The sequence below is a fragment of the Thioalkalicoccus limnaeus genome, assembly GCF_041197575.1.
Classification (GTDB): domain Bacteria; phylum Pseudomonadota; class Gammaproteobacteria; order Chromatiales; family Chromatiaceae; genus Thioalkalicoccus; species Thioalkalicoccus limnaeus.
In genome coordinates, this window is the sequence record NZ_JBDKXB010000024.1 from 26,656 (window position 1) to 45,038 (window position 18,383).

The window sequence follows — 18,383 nt, forward strand, 5'->3', positions numbered from 1 at the left end:
GCGGTGCTGGATTGCAAGACCTGACCCCGTCGACATCGACATTGCACGCAATGCGCGATTGCAAGACTTGGCCCCGCTTCTTATCTAACCTTAATCTTTATGTTGCATTTGGATATACTCCCGTTGCTTCGGCAAGCCGCTCCTCATAGAACTGCCGCAAATCCGGAGGAGCGTCTCCAAGAAACTGCTGATATTCGGTACGGATGAGACCGTAAAGAAATATGGAGGAGTCGATGATGACGTTCAGCCGAGGAATGTGCATCAGACGACCCTCGTCTAGATGAGCGATGAACTTATCGCGGTATGTTCGCGTCTCTTCGCAAAGACTGTTAAAGGCCTCCTCCGAAACGCCGATGCTGCCGAAAAGGCCCGGCAGGAAGCCGTCTGGATCTGGGACCACCTTTCTCCAGTGATGCTTTCCGTTACGGTCGGCGAAGAGCTTGCACCACTCGAGCACCGCTATATCTATGAAGTTGCCGTTAGCATTGCGCCAAAAGTCCAATTGAGAGACGAAGTGTCCGTCTCGCCAACCCGCGCGATAGTAAGCAGAGTTTCGCACGCAATGACAGCACAGCAGTCCTGCGCCTCGGACCCGATCACGCTGATTCATGATGCAACATAACGCTGCGGTAAGCCGACCCGCGCGCCGCCATGCTTGAGATTAGCCCAAGACGCAGCCGCGCGGGGTCGGCTTGACCGGTTCGTTAGGCGACTATGCGTGATTGCAAGACCTGACCCCGTCCGCGCCGTTGCTAGCCTCCGCCGAAGCTGTAATGTCATGGCCTGCCAAGTCATTGCGGGGATGCTTGGCGATTTCATTGGCATCTCTTTTATGAAAAAGCTTGCAGTTTGATCATTGATCCTACCCTGCATCTTCCATCGAATGATTGTCTCAATGTCAAATTTGGGTTCTGAGAGCTGTATTTGTCGAATCGACTCAACGAAGAGCCCCACGTTGTGAGCCTCACATTTGGCAAGCTGCTCGAAGACCTCTGGATTTAAATTTTCCTTGTGTTGCTCTTTGTACAAATTCAGCGCCTTTTGAGAATGGGCGAAGGAACGCTGAGATATGGAATAGATATTCCATGCCTGCGAATACATGAATTGCTTTAGCTTCCTTCGTTCGATGCCTTGGTAAAATGCGATTATAATGCCGAATATCCCGAGCCCGACAGATGCGTATTGAATCGTTTCCTGTGTTTCCATTCTGATTGAGTCTGTTTTTGTATAACGTTAAGGCTGCCCGCCGCCCGTTGCCGCGCCGGAAGCGAAGCGACGGCGCGGCAACGGGCGGCGGGCCGAGCCGCTAGTTAGGCGGCTATATTTGGTTGCGCGACACCAATGCACCTCCGCCAGAAGGGGTAGAGCACAGCGCGCCGGGTCACTGAAGATTCAGCAATTCCCTCAGTTCCTCATGAGGGACGTGTGTTCTTTTCAGCAGATATCTCAAGTCTGGCTCCAAATAATCGTTTCGGATTCTTCCATCCGCGAAGAGCAGCGCGGGAATTCGCCGTGCGTCGCGAACTGGTTCGGCAATGTAAGGCACAAATAGCACCCTTTCATCAAAGCGATAGGCCGAGTAAGGCACTCGACTCGCCGAGAGGTAGATCTCGACTTTGGAACTGTCGTGATCCTGGAGCGCCTTGAACAGTTCTTCGAGGGCTTCCCGCGACTTCTTTGCACGAGTTCCTGCGGGCTCGTTGAACTCAGCGTCGAAACGTGACATCAGACCATCTTCGCGGAAGTCCGAAAGAACCAGTTCAAGTCGAGTTCCATCTCTTGAAAGGAAGTCCCGCAAAAGGGCAAGACGTTGTACCAACAAGGGACGAGCGGAGATCGCAACGATTGTAACGGTCTTCGCTTCTTTGAAGAGCTGCGGCCAAGGTACTTCGTCAAACTTCCAGCAGTCATTCAGCCCAGAAAGTAACGTCGCATCCTTGAGTTTCAGGCGCTCGCTGACCGAGTCTATCGCGTCTTTCCAGATTTTTGTGCGGAGCAGAAAATTAAGCGCTATGACTGTAAGCAGCAGCTTCGCAATTTCCCGAAACATGCCGGCGCTTGTGTTCCACGGCGCAGCTAAGGTTTCCAAAAAGTTAGCGAAGAGGAAAAGAACTAGGGAAACAACCACGAAGACCAGGGCGGCGACCAAAATCGATGCGCCCGAACCGCTGGTAAGGAACGCGTAGAAGCTGTTTTGTTCTTTCTGCATGTATGCACGTTCGCTCTGTGATGCTCAGTAAGGCGAGAATAAAAAATAAATGCGATGAGGCAAAACTTGGGCTACGTCTGTTTCCTGTCCAAGCAGGTATCGGTACGAGCCTAACGTCGAGCTACCCACAATCGGCGGAGCCTTAGCGGAGCCGATTTCTGGTTGGCGAGTTGTTGGCTGGCACGGAACTCGATGAACCGATTACCTATCATCGGTTCACCGCCGCTCAATAATTCGCAGAAAGAATTCTTTCCGATCAGGAAGGGCGAAGCTGTTTCGGCATAACGAAGTTCATGCCGAAACAGCTTCGCCCTTCCTGATATCATAAATTCTGAATTCTGTCGGCCTCCTTATTGTTAAGGCGGATTCCTACCAGCGATTGGTATTGCCGATTCAGTTTCCTTTCTTATTCAGCCAACGTAGGGCTAGCCCGACCAATGCCGCGCGGGCACCGAGTTGGAGGCGTGCGTCGAACTCGTGGCGCGGTATTGGGTCGGGCTGAGCCACTTGTTAAGCTAAAGATTTTTCAATTTGCCAAGCTGCTCGTGCAATGCTGTGCTGTCGATCAATAATATATGATTGTTATGATGGATGCAGCTTGATATCAAGTAATCAACAACCCATCGATACTTTAAGTAAATGTCACTGTTCGCGTACATGCTCGCTTCTACGCTACTCACGATTCTTGTCAGCGCGCCTTCTTGAACAAAGCAATAAACCATATAATCGATGAATAGCGGGATATCTTTTTCAAGCCCATGCTTTAGGGTTCCATTATGGTACCATTCATATAAGATATTAGATGTTTCAGGTCTGTATTCTTGAGCGTCATGCGTATTGTTGATCTTGGTGATTAGTTCTTGGGCTGATGAAAAACCAAGCTTCCCAATGAGCTTGCTATCCAGGATCACTCGCGGGTGTGTCGCAGATATCTGCTCTAACAAGTATGCATTTACGTAAGCAGGGCCTACAATTTGGCTTTCATCGTTGTTTATATATGCATTTCCAAAAGAAATAGCTCCTCTTAACCAAATTCCCTCCAGCGACAATCCAAATTGTATTTTTTGAATAGCAATGCACAGCTGGCGCAGGTTAGAATAATTCTCAGGCGAATCTAAGCCAAAAGGAACAGAAAGAATTATTGCGTCGCTTATTACGATAGCGCCAATTTTACGTTTAGATCTAATGCGCTTAATTTCACTTATTATTTCTTTTGCCTTATTGAAGTAGTTTTCAATTCTCTTCTTGTCCTCGTCCCTCTCGCTCAATACGAGATTTTTGAAGCCAAGAACGTCGAGACAAGCAACGTAGTATTAAGAATAGTCGATTTTTTGATCCGCAGACATGCTCACTTCGAGGTTTGATTCGCTTAACAGTTGAGTAGACAGAATGTCGGCCTACTGAGATGGACAGATTCTGCCTAGTTCCTCCGCCGCGCTCAATGCGGCCGCCCCCGGTTGGTAAAGACCACACGCTCCGGGTGGGGTTTCTGGAACCTAGCACAAGCTCGTTTTCGGCGCAATGCGGCGGATCTTCTGTTGCTCGAACCCCGCGCGACTGCGCATTGATGTCCTGCCCGTAACGGACCCGAGATCGCGCGATTCAGGGCCTGTTCGGGCCTAGCTCGGTTGCTTGCGTTGGCGCGACGTGCAACGGCGCAGGAACCGGGACCAGCACTAGACAGAATCGGCCCCGACTGAGATAGGCAGAATTCCTCCCGGCGGGTGCCACCGGAAACCGCCCGACGAAGCCCCGCCATCTTTGCTTTCGGAAGAGCTGCCGGCGACGGGATGCCTCGCGCTTCCCGCCCGCCGGAGAATCCGAGTAACGACGGCAACCCTACGCGGGCCAGTAGGCGTCGTCGATGGCCTGTTCGGGGGTGAATGGGCAGGTTTGCGGGAAGGCTTCCTCGGCGAGGCCGGTCTGGCGGGCGGCTTCGAGGATGGCGTCGCCATAGGCGTCCTCGATTGCCTGGGTGAGCTTGGATTTGAGACTCGGGTTTTGTGCCAGATGGCGGCGAAGACGGCGGCGCTGCTCTTTGATCGTCAACTCCCAGCCGCGGCTGCGCAGGGTGGGCTGGAACCGCCATTCGAGCAGGTGCGTGAACAGCACCGTTAGCCGATTCTCCAGCTCGCGCAGTTCGCCCTTGCCCAGGCTCTCGATCTCCTCGGCGATGTGCTCGATGTCGGCCCGGTCGAGTGCTCCGGCGCGCAGTAGCGCGGCCTGCGTGTTTGCCCAGGCGTAGAAGTCGGATTCGTAGGTGTTCGCCATTGGTGTCGCTCCTCGCGGATCTCTTGTGCCCCGAATCTGCGACAGTCATCGCCTAGTCGAGCGACCGCGTCAAGTGGTGCTCGATGTGCGAGGCCGTGGGATCAGCGATCAGCGTGGGGGCGGGCGGTCCGCGTAGGACCGGAGGGCGCGGCAGTAGGAAGTCGACGATTGCGGCCGGGTAGCGGGCCGGCCGCGCTGAGGACCCCAGGGCGCCGGGCCGGGCGCACGAGCCCGGCCGATCGGCGCTCGGCTAGATGGCCCGGGCCTGCTCGGCGGCGTTGCCGATGTAGGTCGCGGGGGTCAGGGCCGTGAGGCGGGCTTTGGCGTCGTCGGGGATCTCGAGGCCGGCGATGAAGTCCGCGAGGGTCTGGCGGCCGATCCGTTGGCCGCGGGTCAGGGCCTTGAGCCGTTCGTAGGGTTGTTCGACGCCGTGGCGGCGCATGACCATCTGAATGGGTTCGGCGAGCACCTCCCAGTTGGCATCGAGGTCCTCGGCGAGGCGCTCGCGATCGGCCTCGAGCTTGCCGAGACCGCGCAACAGCGATTGCAACGCGATGCTGGTGTGGGCGATGCCGACCCCGAGGTTGCGCAACGCAGTCGAGTCGGTCAAGTCGCGCTGCCAGCGGGAGATCGGCAATTTCGACGCCAGGTGTTCGAGCACCGCGTTCGCCACCCCGAGATTGCCTTCGGCGTTTTCGAAGTCGATCGGGTTGACCTTGTGCGGCATCGTCGAGGAGCCGACCTCGCCGGCGACGACGCGCTGCTTGAAATAGCCGAGCCCGATGTAGCCCCAGGCATCGCGGCAGAAATCGATCAGCACCAGGTTGTGACGGACCAGCGCGTCGAACAGTTCGGCCATGTAGTCGTGCGGCTCGATCTGGGTCGTGTAGGGGTTCCAGGTCAGGCCGAGGGATTCGACGAAGCCGCGGGCGAAGGCCGGCCAATCGATCGCCGGGTAGGCGGCCAGATGCGCGTTGTAGTTGCCGACCGCACCGTTGATCTTGCCGGCGAGCGCCACCGCCGCGATCGCCATGCGCTGGCCGCGCAGCCGGTGCACGACGTTGGCCAGTTCCTTGCCGAGGGTGGTCGGCGTCGCCGGCTGGCCGTGGGTGCGCGCGAGCATCGGCCAGTCCGCGTACTGGTGGGCCAGCTCGCGCAGCGCGGCGATCACCGCGTCGATCTGCGGCAGCAGCACCTGGCCGCGCCCCTCGCGGATCATCAGGGCATGGCACAGGTTGTTGATGTCCTCCGACGTGCAGGCGAAATGAATGAACTCGGAGACCGCTTCCAGTTCGTCGTTGCCGGCGATGCGTTCCTTCAGGAAGTATTCGACGGCCTTGACGTCGTGGTTGGTCGTGCGCTCGATCGCCTTGACGCGCTGCGCCTCCTCGACGCCGAAGCCGGCGACCAGGTCGTCGAGGACGCGGCGGGCGTGCGCCGACAGCGGCGGGACCTCGGCGATCCGCGGGTCCTCGGCGAGGGCCTGAAGCCAGCGGACCTCGACGAGCACGCGATGGCGGATCAGGCCGTACTCGCTGAAGATGGCCCGCAGGTCGCTGGTCTTGTCGCCGTAGCGGCCGTCGATCGGCGAGACGGCGGTCAGGGATGACAGTTCCATGGTAGGCGATTGACCTCCTTAAGGTCGCACTCAGGCCGCGGCGAGTCGCCGCAGTACATAGTGCAGGATGCCGCCGTGGCGGTAATAGTCGACCTCGTTCGGCGTGTCGATCCGTACCCGGGCCGTGAAGCCCGTGACCGTGCCGTCGGCCCCGGTGGCGCGGACCTCGACCTCCTTGGCCTCGCCATTCGCGAGCCCGACGATGTCGAAGACCTCGTCGCCGGTCAGTCCGAGCGATTGGGCGTTCTCGCCCGCGCGGAACTGAAGCGGCAGGACCCCCATGCAGACCAAGTTGGTGCGGTGGATCCGCTCGTAGCTCTCGGCGATGACGGCCCGCACCCCGAGCAGCCGCGGCCCCTTCGCGGCCCAGTCACGCGATGAGCCGGAGCCGTATTCCTTGCCCGCGATCACGATCGCCGGTACGCCCTCGGCCTGATAACGCATCGCCGCGTCATAGATCGTCAGGGCCTCGTCGGAGGGTAGATGGCGGGTCACGCCGCCCTCGGTGCCCGGGGCCATCAGGTTGCGCAGCCGGATGTTCGCGAAGGTGCCGCGCATCATGACCTCGTGATTGCCGCGGCGCGAGCCCAGGCTGTTGAAGTCCTTCGCGTCGACGCCGTGGGCGATCAGGTACTGCCCGGCCGGCGAGTTCGGCTTGATGGAGCCGGCCGGCGAGATGTGGTCGGTCGTGATCGAGTCGCCGAGCAGCGCGAGACAGCGGGCGCCGCGGATGTCCGAGACCTCGCCGACCGCGCGGGTCATGCCGTCGAAGTAGGGCGGCTTGCGGATGTAGGTCGAGTCCGGCCAGTCGTAGGTCCGGTGGGTCGGGGCGGCCAGCGCCTGCCAGCGCTCGTCGCCGGCGAAGACGTCGGCATAGGCGGCGGTGAACTCGCCGGCTGTGACGTTCGCGGCGATGGCGGCATCGATCTCGTGCTGGGTCGGCCAGATGTCGCGCAGGTAGACCGGTTGCCCGGCGGCGTCGGTTGCGAGCGGATCGCGATAGGGATCGATGCCGATGCGCCCGGCGATCGCGTAGGCGACGACTAAGGGCGGGCTCGCGAGGTAGTTCATCCGTACCTCGGCATGCACCCGGCCCTCGAAGTTGCGGTTGCCGGACAGGATCGAGACGGCGCACAGGTCCTTCTCGGCGATGGCCTTCGAGACCGGCTCTGGCAGCGGCCCCGTGTTGCCGATGCAGACGGTGCAGCCGTAGCCGACGTTATGGAAACCGAGCTGCTTGAGCGGCGCGATCAGGCCGGCCCGTTCCAGATAACGGGTCACCGCCATCGAACCGGGGCCGAGCGAGGTCTTGACCCAGGGGGCCGAGCGCAGCCCGCGCGCGGCCGCCTTCTGCGCGACCAGGCCGGCGGCAATCATCACACCTGGATTCGAGGTGTTGGTGCAGGAGGTGATCGCCGCGACGACGATCGAGCCGTCGGCGATCTCGACCTCCTGGCCATCGATCAGGGCCTTGGCCGGGCCCTGGTCCGGGATGTTGCGCTCGCGCTTGAGATCGGCGAGGGCGCGCGGGAAATGCTCGGCCATCTCGGTCAGGGCCACGCGGTCCTGGGGCCGCTTGGGGCCGGCCAGCGATGGCACCACCTCGCCCAAGTCGAGCTCCAGGGTCTCGGAGTAGTCGGCCTCGGGGGCGTCGGCGCTGTGGAAGACGCCCTGGGCTTTGGCATAGGCCTCGACCAGTGCGATCTGCTCCGGTGTGCGGCCGGTCAGGCGGAGATACTCCAGCGTGACCTGATCGATCGGGAACAGGCCGCAGGTCGCCCCGTACTCGGGACCCATGTTCGCGATGGTCGCGCGATCGCCCATCGGCAAAGTCGCGATGGCCGGGCCATAGAACTCGACGAATTTGCCGACGACGCCGTGGCGGCGCAGTTGCTCGACGATGGTCAGGACCAGGTCGGTGGCCGTGACCCCCTCGCGCAATTGCCCGGTCAGGCGAAACCCGACGACCTTGGGCACCAGCATCGACACCGGTTGGCCGAGCATCGAGGCCTCGGCCTCGATGCCGCCGACGCCCCAGCCGAGCACGCCGATGCCGTTGACCATGGTCGTGTGCGAATCGGTGCCGACGCAGGTATCGAAGTAGGCTTGGGTGGTGCCGTTCACCGGGTTCGGAAAGACCACGCGGGACAGGTATTCGATGTTGACCTGATGGACGATGCCGGTGTCCGGCGGCACGACCTTGAAGCCCTCCAGCGCGTTCTGGCCCCACTTCAGGAACTGGTAGCGCTCTTGATTGCGCGCGAACTCGATCTCGGCGTTCTTCGCGAAGGCCTGGTCGCTGCCGAAGTAGTCGACCTGCACCGAATGGTCGATGACCAGCTCGACCGGCTGCAACGGATTGATCTTGCTCGGATCGCCGCCGAGGGCCTGCATCGCGTCGCGCATCGCGGCGAGGTCGACGACGGCCGGCACCCCGGTGAAGTCCTGCATCAGCACCCGCGCCGGGCGGAACTGGATCTCGCGATCCGGTTCGGCCTGCGGATCCCAGTTCGCGAGCGCCAGGATGTCGTCGCGGGTCACCGTGACGCCGTCTTCGTTGCGCAACAGGTTTTCGAGCAGGATCTTCAGCGAGAAGGGCAGGCGGGTGCTGTTCGGCACGGCCGCGAGGCGGAACATCTCATAGTCCTGGCCGGCGGCGGAAAGGGTGGAACGGGCGTTGAAACTGTCTGACATGACGACGAACCTGCTGTTGGAGCCGGTAGGGGAAGGTCAGAATTTTAGCGGCATGCGCCGTCCGGCGCACCTGCTGCACTGCAAAAAGACGTGGCCGCACCGAATTCCTACCGTGGCGCAAGGCCGGGTCGTTACGCCGTTCGGCAAACCCCCTCGCATGGCGTCGCCGCGCGCCTGGTCGGAGGCTCTCGAGACACGGCCCTGATCGGTCGGTGCCGGTCCGTTTTTTCGCTTGTCGTCCGCCGGGAGTCGGTCTAGTATCCAGCCTCGTGTACCGTCCAAGGCTGGCAGGATATCCTTTCCGCTGGCGGTGCATCTTGCCCGAGGATAGGACCATGCGGTGCGTCTCTGGCCTTTTCGTATTGCTGTGGGTGGTGGGGCTCGTCGGCTGCGATCAGACAGGCCCCGTGGCGCAGGCGGAGAGACCGCCACCGGGGGTCGGCGTGGCCACGGCCATGCACCGTGACATGACCCCTTCGCTCGAGTTCGTTGGCCGTGTCGAGGCGATTGATGCCGTCGACCTGGTCGCGCGTGTCGGCGGTTTCCTCGCTGGGCGTGAGTTCAGGGAAGGCTCGATGGTCGAGGCTGGCCAGCTGCTCTTTCGCATCGAGCCGGAGCCCTACGAGATCGCGGTCGCCGCCCGCCAGGCGGATCTGGCCCGCACCGAGGCGACGCTCGCGAACGCCACACTCCAGCGCCAGCGCGTGGAGACGCTGGTTGCCCAGAGGACGGCCCCCGAGGCGCGGCTCGATGAGCTGGTCGGCGCCGAGGGCGAGGCGCGGGCGGTCCGCGACGCGGCTCGCGCGGCGCTGCGCCAAGCCGAGATCGATCTGGGTTACACCGAGATATACGCCCCCTTCAGCGGGCGGATCGGGCGCGTCAATTTCAGCGAGGGGGCGGTTGTCGGTCCCGGTGCCGGGCCCCTGGCGCGGCTCGTGCGGCTCGACCCGATCTTCGTCACGATTCCGGTCACGGATCGCGCGATGCTCGCCTTTCGCATGACCCGGGATCCTGCCAGCGGATTTCGTCCTTACCTGCGGCTTGCCGATGGCACCCAGTTGGCCGAACCCGGCACGCTCGATTTCTTCGACCCCGAGGTGGCCACGACCACCGACACCGTCCGGGTCCGGGCCCGCTTCGAGAACGCGCGCGAGATCCTGCTGCCCGGCCAGTTCGTGACGGTCAGCATCCGTGCGGCCGAGCCCGAAAGCGTGCTGGTGATCCCGCAGGTCGCGGTGCAGCAGGATCAGGCCGGCCACCTGGTGCTGACGGTAACGCCGGACAATCTGGTGCAAGTGACGCGGGTCGCACTGGGGGATCGCATCGACACCGACTGGGTCGTGCTCGGCGGGCTGCAGGCCGGGGAGAAGGTGATCGTCGAGGGGATGCAGAAGGTCAGGCCCGGCATGGTGGTGCAGCCGACCCCGTCGAGCCTGTACGACGGAGGCTAACGCATCATGTTCTCCGCCTTCTTCATCTCTCGCGCCCGGTTCGCGATGGTGATCTCGTTGGTCATCATCATCGCTGGCCTGATCGCGATCCGCGCGCTGCCGGTCGCTCAGTTCCCCGATATCGTGCCACCGCAGGTCTCGGTGGCGGCCTTCTATCCGGGCGCCAATGCCGAAATCGTGGCCGAGACGGTCGCCGCGCCGATCGAGGCCGAGGTCAATGGCGTCGACGACATGCTCTACATGACGTCGACCAGCGACAACTCCGGACGCTACCGGCTCGATGTGACCTTCGCCGTCGGCACGGATCCCGACATCGCGGCCGTCAACGTCCAAAATCGCGTGGCGCTGGCCCTGCCGACGCTGCCGAGCGAGGTGACCCAGCAGGGCGTGTCGGTGCGCAAGCAGTCGACGAACATGCTGCTCACGGTGAACCTGCTGTCACCGAACGGCACCTTCGACCGGCTGTTCCTCTCCAACTACATGGAGATCAATATTCGCGATTCGCTGGCCCGCCTGCCCGGGGTCGGCGACGCGAGCCAGTTCGGTCCGCTCGATTACGCGATGCGGATCTGGCTCGACCCGCAGGTCATGACGGCCCTGGGTATCAGCGAGGCCGAGGTCGCGGACGCCATCCGGCGCCAGAACCTCCAGGCCGCCGCGGGGCGCCTCGGCGCGCCACCCGACAACGAGGCCCGGGCCTTCACTTACACGCTTCAGGCGCAGGGGCGGTTGACGGATCCGGCGGAGTTCGAGCGCATCCTGGTGCGGACCAATCCGGATGGCTCGGTGATCCGTCTGGGCGATATCGCGCGCCTCGAGCTGGGTGCCCAGACCTATGATGCAGATGCCTGGATCGATGGCGTACCGACGGCCGCGTTGGGCATCTATCTTTCGCCCGGCGCCAATGCGCTGGAGACGGCCGATCAGGTCTATGCGACGCTCGAGCGCTTGGCCGAGCGCTTTCCCGACGACCTCGTCTACGATATCTATTACGACACCACCGACTTCGTGCGCATCAGCATGCGCAACGTGGTCATCACGCTGTTGCAGGCCCTGAGCCTGGTCATCCTGGTGACCTACGCCTTTCTCGGCGATTGGCGCGCGACGATGGTCCCGGTGCTGGCGATCCCCGGGTCGATCATCGGGACCTTCGCGATCCTGCTGGCCGCTGGTCTCTCGATCAACACCGTCTCGATGTTCGCGGTGATCCTCGCGATCGGCATCGTCGTCGACGACGCGATCGTCGTGGTCGAGAACACCCAGCGTCTGATCGACGAGGAAAAGCTATCGGCCAAGGAAGCGGCGAAACGGGCCATGCAGCAGGTGACCGGGCCGATCGTCGCGACCACGCTGGTGCTCTACGCGGTCTTCGTACCCACGGCCTTCCTGCCCGGCATCACGGGTCAGCTCTATCTCCAGTTCGCGGTGACCATCTCGGTCGCCGTCACCCTGTCCTCGATCATCGCCTTGACGCTGAGCCCGGCGCTGTGCGGCCTGCTGCTGCGACCGTCGCGCGAACCGCGCGGGCCGCTGCGCTGGTTCTTCACCTTCCTCGACAAGAGTCGCGACGGCTACTCGCGTGTCGTCACCTCGCTGGGGCGGCGTTCCTTCATCGCGGTCCTGATCATCGGGCTCACCGGGGTCGGCACCGTCTGGCTCTTCAACAAGGTACCGACCGGATTCATTCCGAACGAGGACACCGGCTACTTCTTCGTCGACATCGCACTGCCCGATGCTGCCTCGTTGGCGCGCACCGGAGCCGTGCTCGCCGAGGTCCAGCAGCTGCTCGCGGCCGAGGAGGAGATCGACCATGTGCTGACGGTGGCGGGTTTCAGTCTGCTCGCCGGCGTTCGATCGAGCGGCGGCCTGGCGATCGCGGTGCTCAAGCACTGGGATGACCGACCCGGCCCGCAGAGCACCTCCGATGCGGTGCTCGCGCGAGTGCAACCCAAGCTGCTGGCGGTGCCGCAGGCGACCGTCTTCGGCTTCGCGGCCCCGCCGATCCAGGGGCTGGGCACGGCCGGAGGCATCGAGATGGAGTTGCTCGATCTGGCTGGCCGGCCCCCGGATGAATTGGCGCAGGCACTCCAGGCCTTTACCCGCAACACCAACGAGCACCCGGAGATCGCTCGCGCCTTCTCGACCTTCAGCGCCCATACGCCGCAGCTCTTCCTCGATATCGACCGCGAGAAGGCCGAGACCCTCGGGGTGCGGTTGTCGGATCTGTTCCTGACCCTCCAGGCCAATCTGGGTTCGCTTTACATCAACGACTTCAACCTGTTCGGGCGCACCTTCCGGGTCTTCTTGCAGGCCGATGGGCCTTTCCGCATGACCCCGGATGACATCAACCGTTTGCATGTGCGCAACGCGATGGGCGAGATGGTGCCGGTCCAGTCGCTGGTCACGGTGACCCCGATCCTCGGGCCGGATAGCACTCGGCGTTTCAATATGTTCCGTGCCGCCAGCGTCAACGTCACGCCGGTCGGCAGCACCGGCGATGGCATCGAGGCGCTGCGCGAGATCGAGTCCACGACCTTGCCACCCGGGTTCGCGATCGACTGGAGTGGTACCACCTTCCAGGAGGTGCAGGCCGGCGGCGAGGCCGCCATCGTGTTGATGCTGGCACTGCTGTTCGTCTACCTGTTTCTGGTCGCGCAGTACGAAAGCTGGTCGGTGCCGAGCGCGGTCGTGCTGTCGGTGGTCATTGCCGGCGCGGGGGGGCTGGCGGCGACCTGGCTCGTTGGGCTCGACAACAATGTCTACACCCAGATCGGCCTGGTCATGCTGATCGGGCTTGCGAGCAAGAACGCGATCCTGATCGTCGAGTTCGCCAAGCAGCTGCGCGAGGAAGGTCGCTCGATCCAGCAGGCGGCGGCCGATGCGGCACGGATCCGTTTTCGTGCGGTGCTGATGACGGCGGTCAGCTTCATCCTCGGCATGTTGCCGCTGGTGCTGGCGACCGGCGCCGGGGCGGCCAGTCAGCTCTCGCTCGGCGTCGTGGTCCTGGGCGGTATGGTCGCGGCGACCTTCCTCGGCATCATCGTGGTCCCGCCGCTCTATGTGTTCGTCCAAGGGGTGCGCGAGCGTGTCAAGGGTGGAGTAGGTGCTGCAACCCTTGACAAGTCTGCGGAATAGCGTCGCGTGCGGTCTCGGCGCGATGCCATCGAACGCCTGTAGGTGATGGTGCTGGTTACCCAGTGTCAGGCTGGCCCGTCGAGAATCCGGGCCTTTGCGTTACTTCCCAGAGAGTAGAGAGGAGCTTTATCGTGTCGAGACATCTCCGTCCCCTTTTCCCCTTGGCCGTGTTCCTGTCTGTTGGGATTTCGGTCGCCGTCTTCGCCCAGCCCGCGGCGGCGGTTCAGGAAAGCAACTTTGGCTTTGCCACCACCGAGGATCTCTATCGTGTGTGCGCGGTGGAGGAGGGCGACGCCAATTACGCGCAGGCGCGGCTGGCTTGCCACGCCTTCATCACCGCTACCGTGCAGTATCATGACGCGGTGACCGATCGTCGCAACCTCAAACGCCTGATCTGCTATCCGACCGGCACCAAGATTGCCGATGGTCGAGCCGCCTTCCTGGCTTGGGCGCGCGCGAACGCCGAGGATCAGGAGCGGATGAGTGAAGTGCCGGTCGTCGGTCTGGTCAGGGGGCTGGCCAAGGCCTATCCATGCCGCTGACCTTCCGCTCTGATGTAAGGGTCGAAGAGGCTTCGACCACCACTCCACCAAACCGGGTGACCACCATGCAAAGACTAGCGACGACCGCCATGATGTCCCTGATCATCGTAGCCGCGGTATCTCTGACGGCTTGTGGAACGACCACCACCAGCCGCTCCGGAAGTGGCGCCCTGATGGGGGCCGCCGGCGGTGCCGCGATCGGTTCGATCAGCGGGAACGCGGGCTCAGGTGCCCTGATCGGGGCGGGTGTCGGAGCGCTTGGAGGCTTCCTGTTCGATCAGCACCAGAAGGGCAACATCGACTGATTCTGGTGCCCTCCCGGTAGCGCCGCATCCGCGGCGCCACGGTCGAATCGGGAAGATCTTGGGGCACGCTGACCCCGCTTGTCGCGATTTCGCAAGGATGTCTCCACGATGATCGAAAGTTCCGAGTCTCCTGGACTCGAATCCCCGCCGATCGCCATCGATCTCGCCCTGCAGGGCGGTGGTGCTCACGGTGCCTTCACCTGGGGCGTACTCGACCGGCTGCTCGAGGAGCCCTGGCTCAAAATGGACGGCCTGTCCGGCACCTCGGCCGGGGCGATGAACGCGGCCGTGCTCAGCGATGGCTTTGCCGCTGGCGGGGCCGCGGGGGCGCGTGCTGCGCTCGGGGCCTTTTGGGGACGGGTTTCCGACGCGGCCCGGATGAGCCCATTGCGGCGCACGCCCCTCGATGTGCTGCTCGGGCGCTGGACCATGGATCATTCCCCGGCGTTCGTCGCCTTCGACATGACCTCGCGGTTGTTTTCGCCCTACGATATCAATCCGATGGCGTTCAACCCATTGCGTGACATTCTCGCCGAATCGATCGATTTCGCGCGCTTGGCGCGTTCGGAGGTGAAGGTCTTCGTGACCGCGACCAACGTCCGAACCGGACGGCCACGCATCTTCCGCAATGCGGACCTCAGCCCCGATGCGCTGCTGGCCTCGGCCTGCCTGCCGATGATGTTCCAGGCCATCGAGATCGATGGTGATGCCTACTGGGATGGCGGTTTCTCCGGCAATCCAACGATCTCGCCGCTGGTTCGCGAATGCAGCGCCGACGACACCATCCTGGTCCAGATCAACCCGGTCGAGCGCCCGGGTATCCCGCGCTCGGCGCGTGACATCCTCAACCGCGAGAACGAGATCGCGTTCAATGCGCCCTTGCTGAAGGAGCTGCGCATGATCGCGCTGCTGCGGCAGGTCGCGGACCCGGGTCACTCCGAAGGCGCCCTGTGGGCCGCGATGCGCCTGCACCGGATCGCGAGCCCGGCGATGCTGGACCTCGGTTATTCTTCGAAGCTCAACGCCGAGTGGGACTTTTTGACGATGTTGCGGGACGAGGGCCGACGCTGCGCCGCACTGTTTCTCGAACGACATAGCCAGGATCTGGGCCACAGGCCGACGTTCGACCTGGATGATCTGTTGGAAGGGATGTAGATCATGGGATTACTTGGCATCTTGTTGGGGCTCGCGCTCCTGATCGGGTTGGCCTACCGAAGCTGGAGCGTGCTGCTGCTGGCGCCGCTCGCGGCCCTGGTCGCGGCCCTGCTGTCCGGCGAACCCATGCTGGCGCATTGGACCGAGACCTTCATGGGCGGTGCGGCGCGCTTTCTCGCCCAATTCTTTCCGCTGTTTCTGTTGGGCGCCCTGTTCGGCAAGCTGATGGACGACAGCGGGTCGGTGCAGTCGATCGCCCGCTTCATGAGCACGCGGCTGGGACCGCGTCACGCGGTGCTGGCGGTGGTGCTGGCCGGTGCCATGGTCACCTATGGCGGCGTCAGCCTGTTCGTTGCCTTTTTCGTGCTGGCGCCGATGGCGCAGGCCCTGTTTCGCGACGCGGACATCCCGCATCGGCTGATGCCGGCCGCGATCGTGCTAGGGACCTCGACCTTCACGATGTCCGCCCTGCCCGGCACCCCGGCGATTCAGAATGCGATCCCGATGCCCTTCTTCGGTACCACGCCGTTCGCGGCGCCGGGCCTGGGTCTCATTGCCGCGGCCATCATGCTGATGTTCGGACTCTGGTGGCTGGGCCGCGCCGAGGCCGCGGCGCGACGCCGAGGCATCGGTTTCGGCGGTCCCGTGCGCATTGCCCCGGATCAGGCCGCCGACGACCCGAACGTGCGCGAGCGCAGTGCGACGGCCCAGTCCTTCGACCCGGCCGAGATGCGCCATGGCCACCGGAGCGACGAGCTCCCGCCGATCTGGGCGGCCGTGCTGCCGCTGATCGTCGTCATCGCCGTCAACCTGACGATGATCGCGTTGGTATTGCCGCGCCTCGACCTGGCTTTCCTGGGCGAGGACCAGTGGGGGCCGACCTCGCTGAGCGCCGTCGGCGGCGTGTGGGCTGTCATCGTAGCCTTGATGACGGCGATCCTGGTCCTGATCGCACTCAACTGGAAACGCCTGACGAACCTGCGAGAAAGCATGGATGCGGGCGCTAATGCATCGGTGCTCCCGGCCCTGAGCGTCGCGAGTCTCGTCGGCTTCGGGGCGGTCGTGGCGGCCTTGCCGGCCTTCGAGATGGTGCGCGACTGGGTGCTCGGGATCGACGGCGGCCCTCTGGTCTCGTTGGCCGTCTCCACGAACGTGTTGGCTGCGCTGACCGGCTCGGCCTCCGGTGGCATGACGATCGCGCTCGAGGCGCTCGGTGCCACCTATATGCAGCTGGCCGGGGAACTGGGCATCGATCCGGCCTTGATGCACCGGGTGGCCGTGATCGGGGCCGGCACGCTCGACAGCCTGCCGCACAACGGCGCGGTCGTGACGCTGCTCGCGGTATGCGGTGCGACGCATCGCGAAAGCTATCTGGATATCGCGATGGTCGCGATCGTGGGGGCGCTGATCGCGCTGGTCGCGGTGATCATCCTGGGAACTCTGTTCGGTTCCTTCTGAGGCGGTCTGAGGCGGTCTGAGACGGCTGGGACAGGATGGCGTCCGCCGATGGCTGCCATCAACGTCGGCTGCGTCGAAACTGGGTGGATTCACCATTCACTCGACCTGTTGCAACGGGCACGGGATGGGACGCCGCTGACGTCCGTCCGAGCAAAAACCAGGGGGAGCTGGCGTGGAGTTGCTTGATAGCGTTGTGCGCATCGATTCGTTCCTGGCCGTGACCATCGGCATCGTCGTCCTGTTCATCGGCAAGCGATTGAACGACAAGATCCGTTTCCTGCGGGAGTTCAGCATTCCCGAGCCGGTCACCGGCGGGTTGCTGTTCTCGGTCCTCTTCGGCGTGCTCTATTTCGCATCCGGCTACGAGGTCGAGTTCGAGCTTCGCGCACGCGACATCCTGCTCGTCTACTTCTTCACGACGATCGGCATCAACGCCAGCGCGCGCGATCTGCTGGCCGGCGGTCGACCGCTGTTGATCCTGCTGGCCATCACGATCTGTTTCATGCTGGCGCAGAACCTGACCGGGATCGGCGTCGCGGCGCTGCTCGATCTGCCGGCCGCGGTCGGCGTCATCGGTGGCAGCGTGTCGTTGATCGGCGGCCATGGCACCACGATCGCGTGGGCACCGTCGATCGCCGAGAGCCATGGGATCGCGAACGCGATGGAGATCGGTATCGCCAGCGCCACCTTCGGTCTGATCCTGGCCAGCCTGATGGGGGGGCCGATCGCGAAATTCCTGATCAACCGTCATAAACTCGAGCCGGCCACCGGCACCCGCGAAGAGGTGCAGGACGTCGGTCTGTCCGAGCGTCAGCGCGAGGCTGGCATCGGCCACTTGGACTTTCTCGGCGCCATCCTGGCGATCCACCTGTGCATCATCGTCGGTTTCATGTTGAACGGCCTCATTGCCGATCTCGGACTCAAGTTGCCGCTGTTCGTCACCTGCCTCTTCGCCGGCATCCTGATCACCAACCTGGTGCCGAAAAACCTGTCGACGCTGACCGGGCTGAAATGGCCAACGCGGACGCCGGCGATGGCCCTGATCGCCGATGTCGCGCTCGGGACCTTCCTGGCGATGTCGCTGATGAGCATGCAACTCTGGACGCTGATCGATCTGGCCGCACCCATCTTCACGATCCTCGCCGCGCAATTCGTCCTCGCGGTGACCGTGACCATCTTCATCCTCTTCCCGTTGATGGGGCGCAACTATGACGCGGCCGTGGTTTCGGCCGGATTCGGCGGCGTCACGCTGGGTTCGACGCCGACCGCGATGGCCAACATGGCCGCCGTGACCCAGCGTTTCGGCGCCTCGCACCGCGCCTTCATCATCGTGCCCTTGGTCTCGGCGTTCTTCATCGACCTGACCAATGCGATGGTGATTCCCTTCTTCCTCAACACCTTCTGACGAGGCGGGGGAATGGCGCGCGGTTTGAACGAGCGGGTCGCGGCGGGGGCGGGCGCCTGGCCAACGCGCCGCCCCCCGCGCTCGGCACAGATCGACATCCTGGCTATCGGACCCGGTCGGGCGAGCACTCCGCCCGGATC

14 protein-coding genes are annotated in these 18,383 nt (G+C 63.1%); 7 read left to right on the forward strand and 7 right to left on the reverse strand.

Features of this window, described 5'->3' with window-relative positions:
* Positions 1-97: 97 nt before the first annotated feature.
* The 7 genes from ABC977_RS14485 to acnA all read right to left on the reverse strand — a co-directional run bounded on the left by ABC977_RS14485 (position 98) and on the right by acnA (position 8,792).
* On the reverse strand, positions 98-610 hold the full coding sequence (locus tag ABC977_RS14485) for a hypothetical protein (protein WP_369667983.1): 513 nt from the start codon (positions 608-610) through the stop codon (positions 98-100).
* A complete protein-coding gene (locus tag ABC977_RS14490) occupies positions 607-1,206 on the reverse strand; it encodes a hypothetical protein (protein WP_369667984.1) in 600 nt (199 codons plus the stop codon). The genes ABC977_RS14485 and ABC977_RS14490 overlap by 4 nt, the downstream gene beginning before the upstream one ends.
* Before the next feature lie 175 nt (positions 1,207-1,381).
* Positions 1,382-2,209, reverse strand: a complete 828-nt coding sequence (locus ABC977_RS14495) for a hypothetical protein (RefSeq protein ID WP_369667985.1) — start codon at positions 2,207-2,209, stop codon at positions 1,382-1,384.
* 515 nt (positions 2,210-2,724) lie between these two features.
* Positions 2,725-3,477 (reverse strand): hypothetical protein, encoded by a 753-nt coding sequence (locus ABC977_RS14500; protein WP_369667986.1) that lies wholly within the window; start codon positions 3,475-3,477, stop codon positions 2,725-2,727.
* 571 nt (positions 3,478-4,048) lie between these two features.
* The gene (locus ABC977_RS14505) at positions 4,049-4,480 is read right to left on the reverse strand and encodes a DUF29 domain-containing protein (RefSeq protein ID WP_369667987.1); all 432 of its coding nucleotides are present in this window, start codon (positions 4,478-4,480) and stop codon (positions 4,049-4,051) included.
* A 250-nt stretch (positions 4,481-4,730) separates the two neighbouring features.
* Entirely contained in the window at positions 4,731-6,098 is a 1,368-nt protein-coding gene (gene purB / locus ABC977_RS14510) for an adenylosuccinate lyase (RefSeq protein ID WP_369667988.1), read from the reverse strand.
* 30 nt (positions 6,099-6,128) lie between these two features.
* Positions 6,129-8,792 carry an aconitate hydratase AcnA gene (acnA, locus tag ABC977_RS14515; protein ID WP_369667989.1) on the reverse strand — a complete coding sequence of 888 codons (2,664 nt, stop codon included), beginning with the start codon at positions 8,790-8,792 and terminating at the stop codon, positions 6,129-6,131.
* A gap of 335 nt (positions 8,793-9,127) precedes the next feature.
* On the opposite strand from acnA, the gene ABC977_RS14520 reads away from it, so the two are divergent.
* The 7 genes from ABC977_RS14520 (at position 9,128) to gltS (ending at position 18,243) form a co-directional block, all read left to right on the forward strand.
* Positions 9,128-10,243: an efflux RND transporter periplasmic adaptor subunit gene (locus ABC977_RS14520; protein ID WP_369667990.1), complete on the forward strand. Its 1,116-nt coding sequence runs from the start codon at positions 9,128-9,130 to the stop codon at positions 10,241-10,243.
* A gap of 6 nt (positions 10,244-10,249) precedes the next feature.
* On the forward strand, positions 10,250-13,378 hold the full coding sequence (locus tag ABC977_RS14525; protein WP_369667991.1) for an efflux RND transporter permease subunit: 3,129 nt from the start codon (positions 10,250-10,252) through the stop codon (positions 13,376-13,378).
* A 167-nt stretch (positions 13,379-13,545) separates the two neighbouring features.
* On the forward strand, positions 13,546-13,920 hold the full coding sequence (locus ABC977_RS14530; RefSeq protein WP_369668006.1) for a Rap1a/Tai family immunity protein: 375 nt from the start codon (positions 13,546-13,548) through the stop codon (positions 13,918-13,920).
* Positions 13,921-14,009: 89 nt separating this feature from the next.
* Positions 14,010-14,225, forward strand: coding sequence for a YMGG-like glycine zipper-containing protein (locus tag ABC977_RS14535; protein WP_439849195.1), 216 nt, complete (start codon positions 14,010-14,012; stop codon positions 14,223-14,225).
* 108 nt (positions 14,226-14,333) lie between these two features.
* Positions 14,334-15,380: a patatin-like phospholipase family protein gene (locus tag ABC977_RS14540; protein ID WP_369667993.1), complete on the forward strand. Its 1,047-nt coding sequence runs from the start codon at positions 14,334-14,336 to the stop codon at positions 15,378-15,380.
* A 3-nt stretch (positions 15,381-15,383) separates the two neighbouring features.
* Positions 15,384-16,838 (forward strand): GntP family permease, encoded by a 1,455-nt coding sequence (locus ABC977_RS14545; RefSeq protein ID WP_369667994.1) that lies wholly within the window; start codon positions 15,384-15,386, stop codon positions 16,836-16,838.
* Between the two features lie 172 nt (positions 16,839-17,010).
* A complete protein-coding gene (gltS, locus tag ABC977_RS14550) occupies positions 17,011-18,243 on the forward strand; it encodes a sodium/glutamate symporter (protein ID WP_369667995.1) in 1,233 nt (410 codons plus the stop codon).
* Positions 18,244-18,383 lie beyond the last annotated feature (140 nt).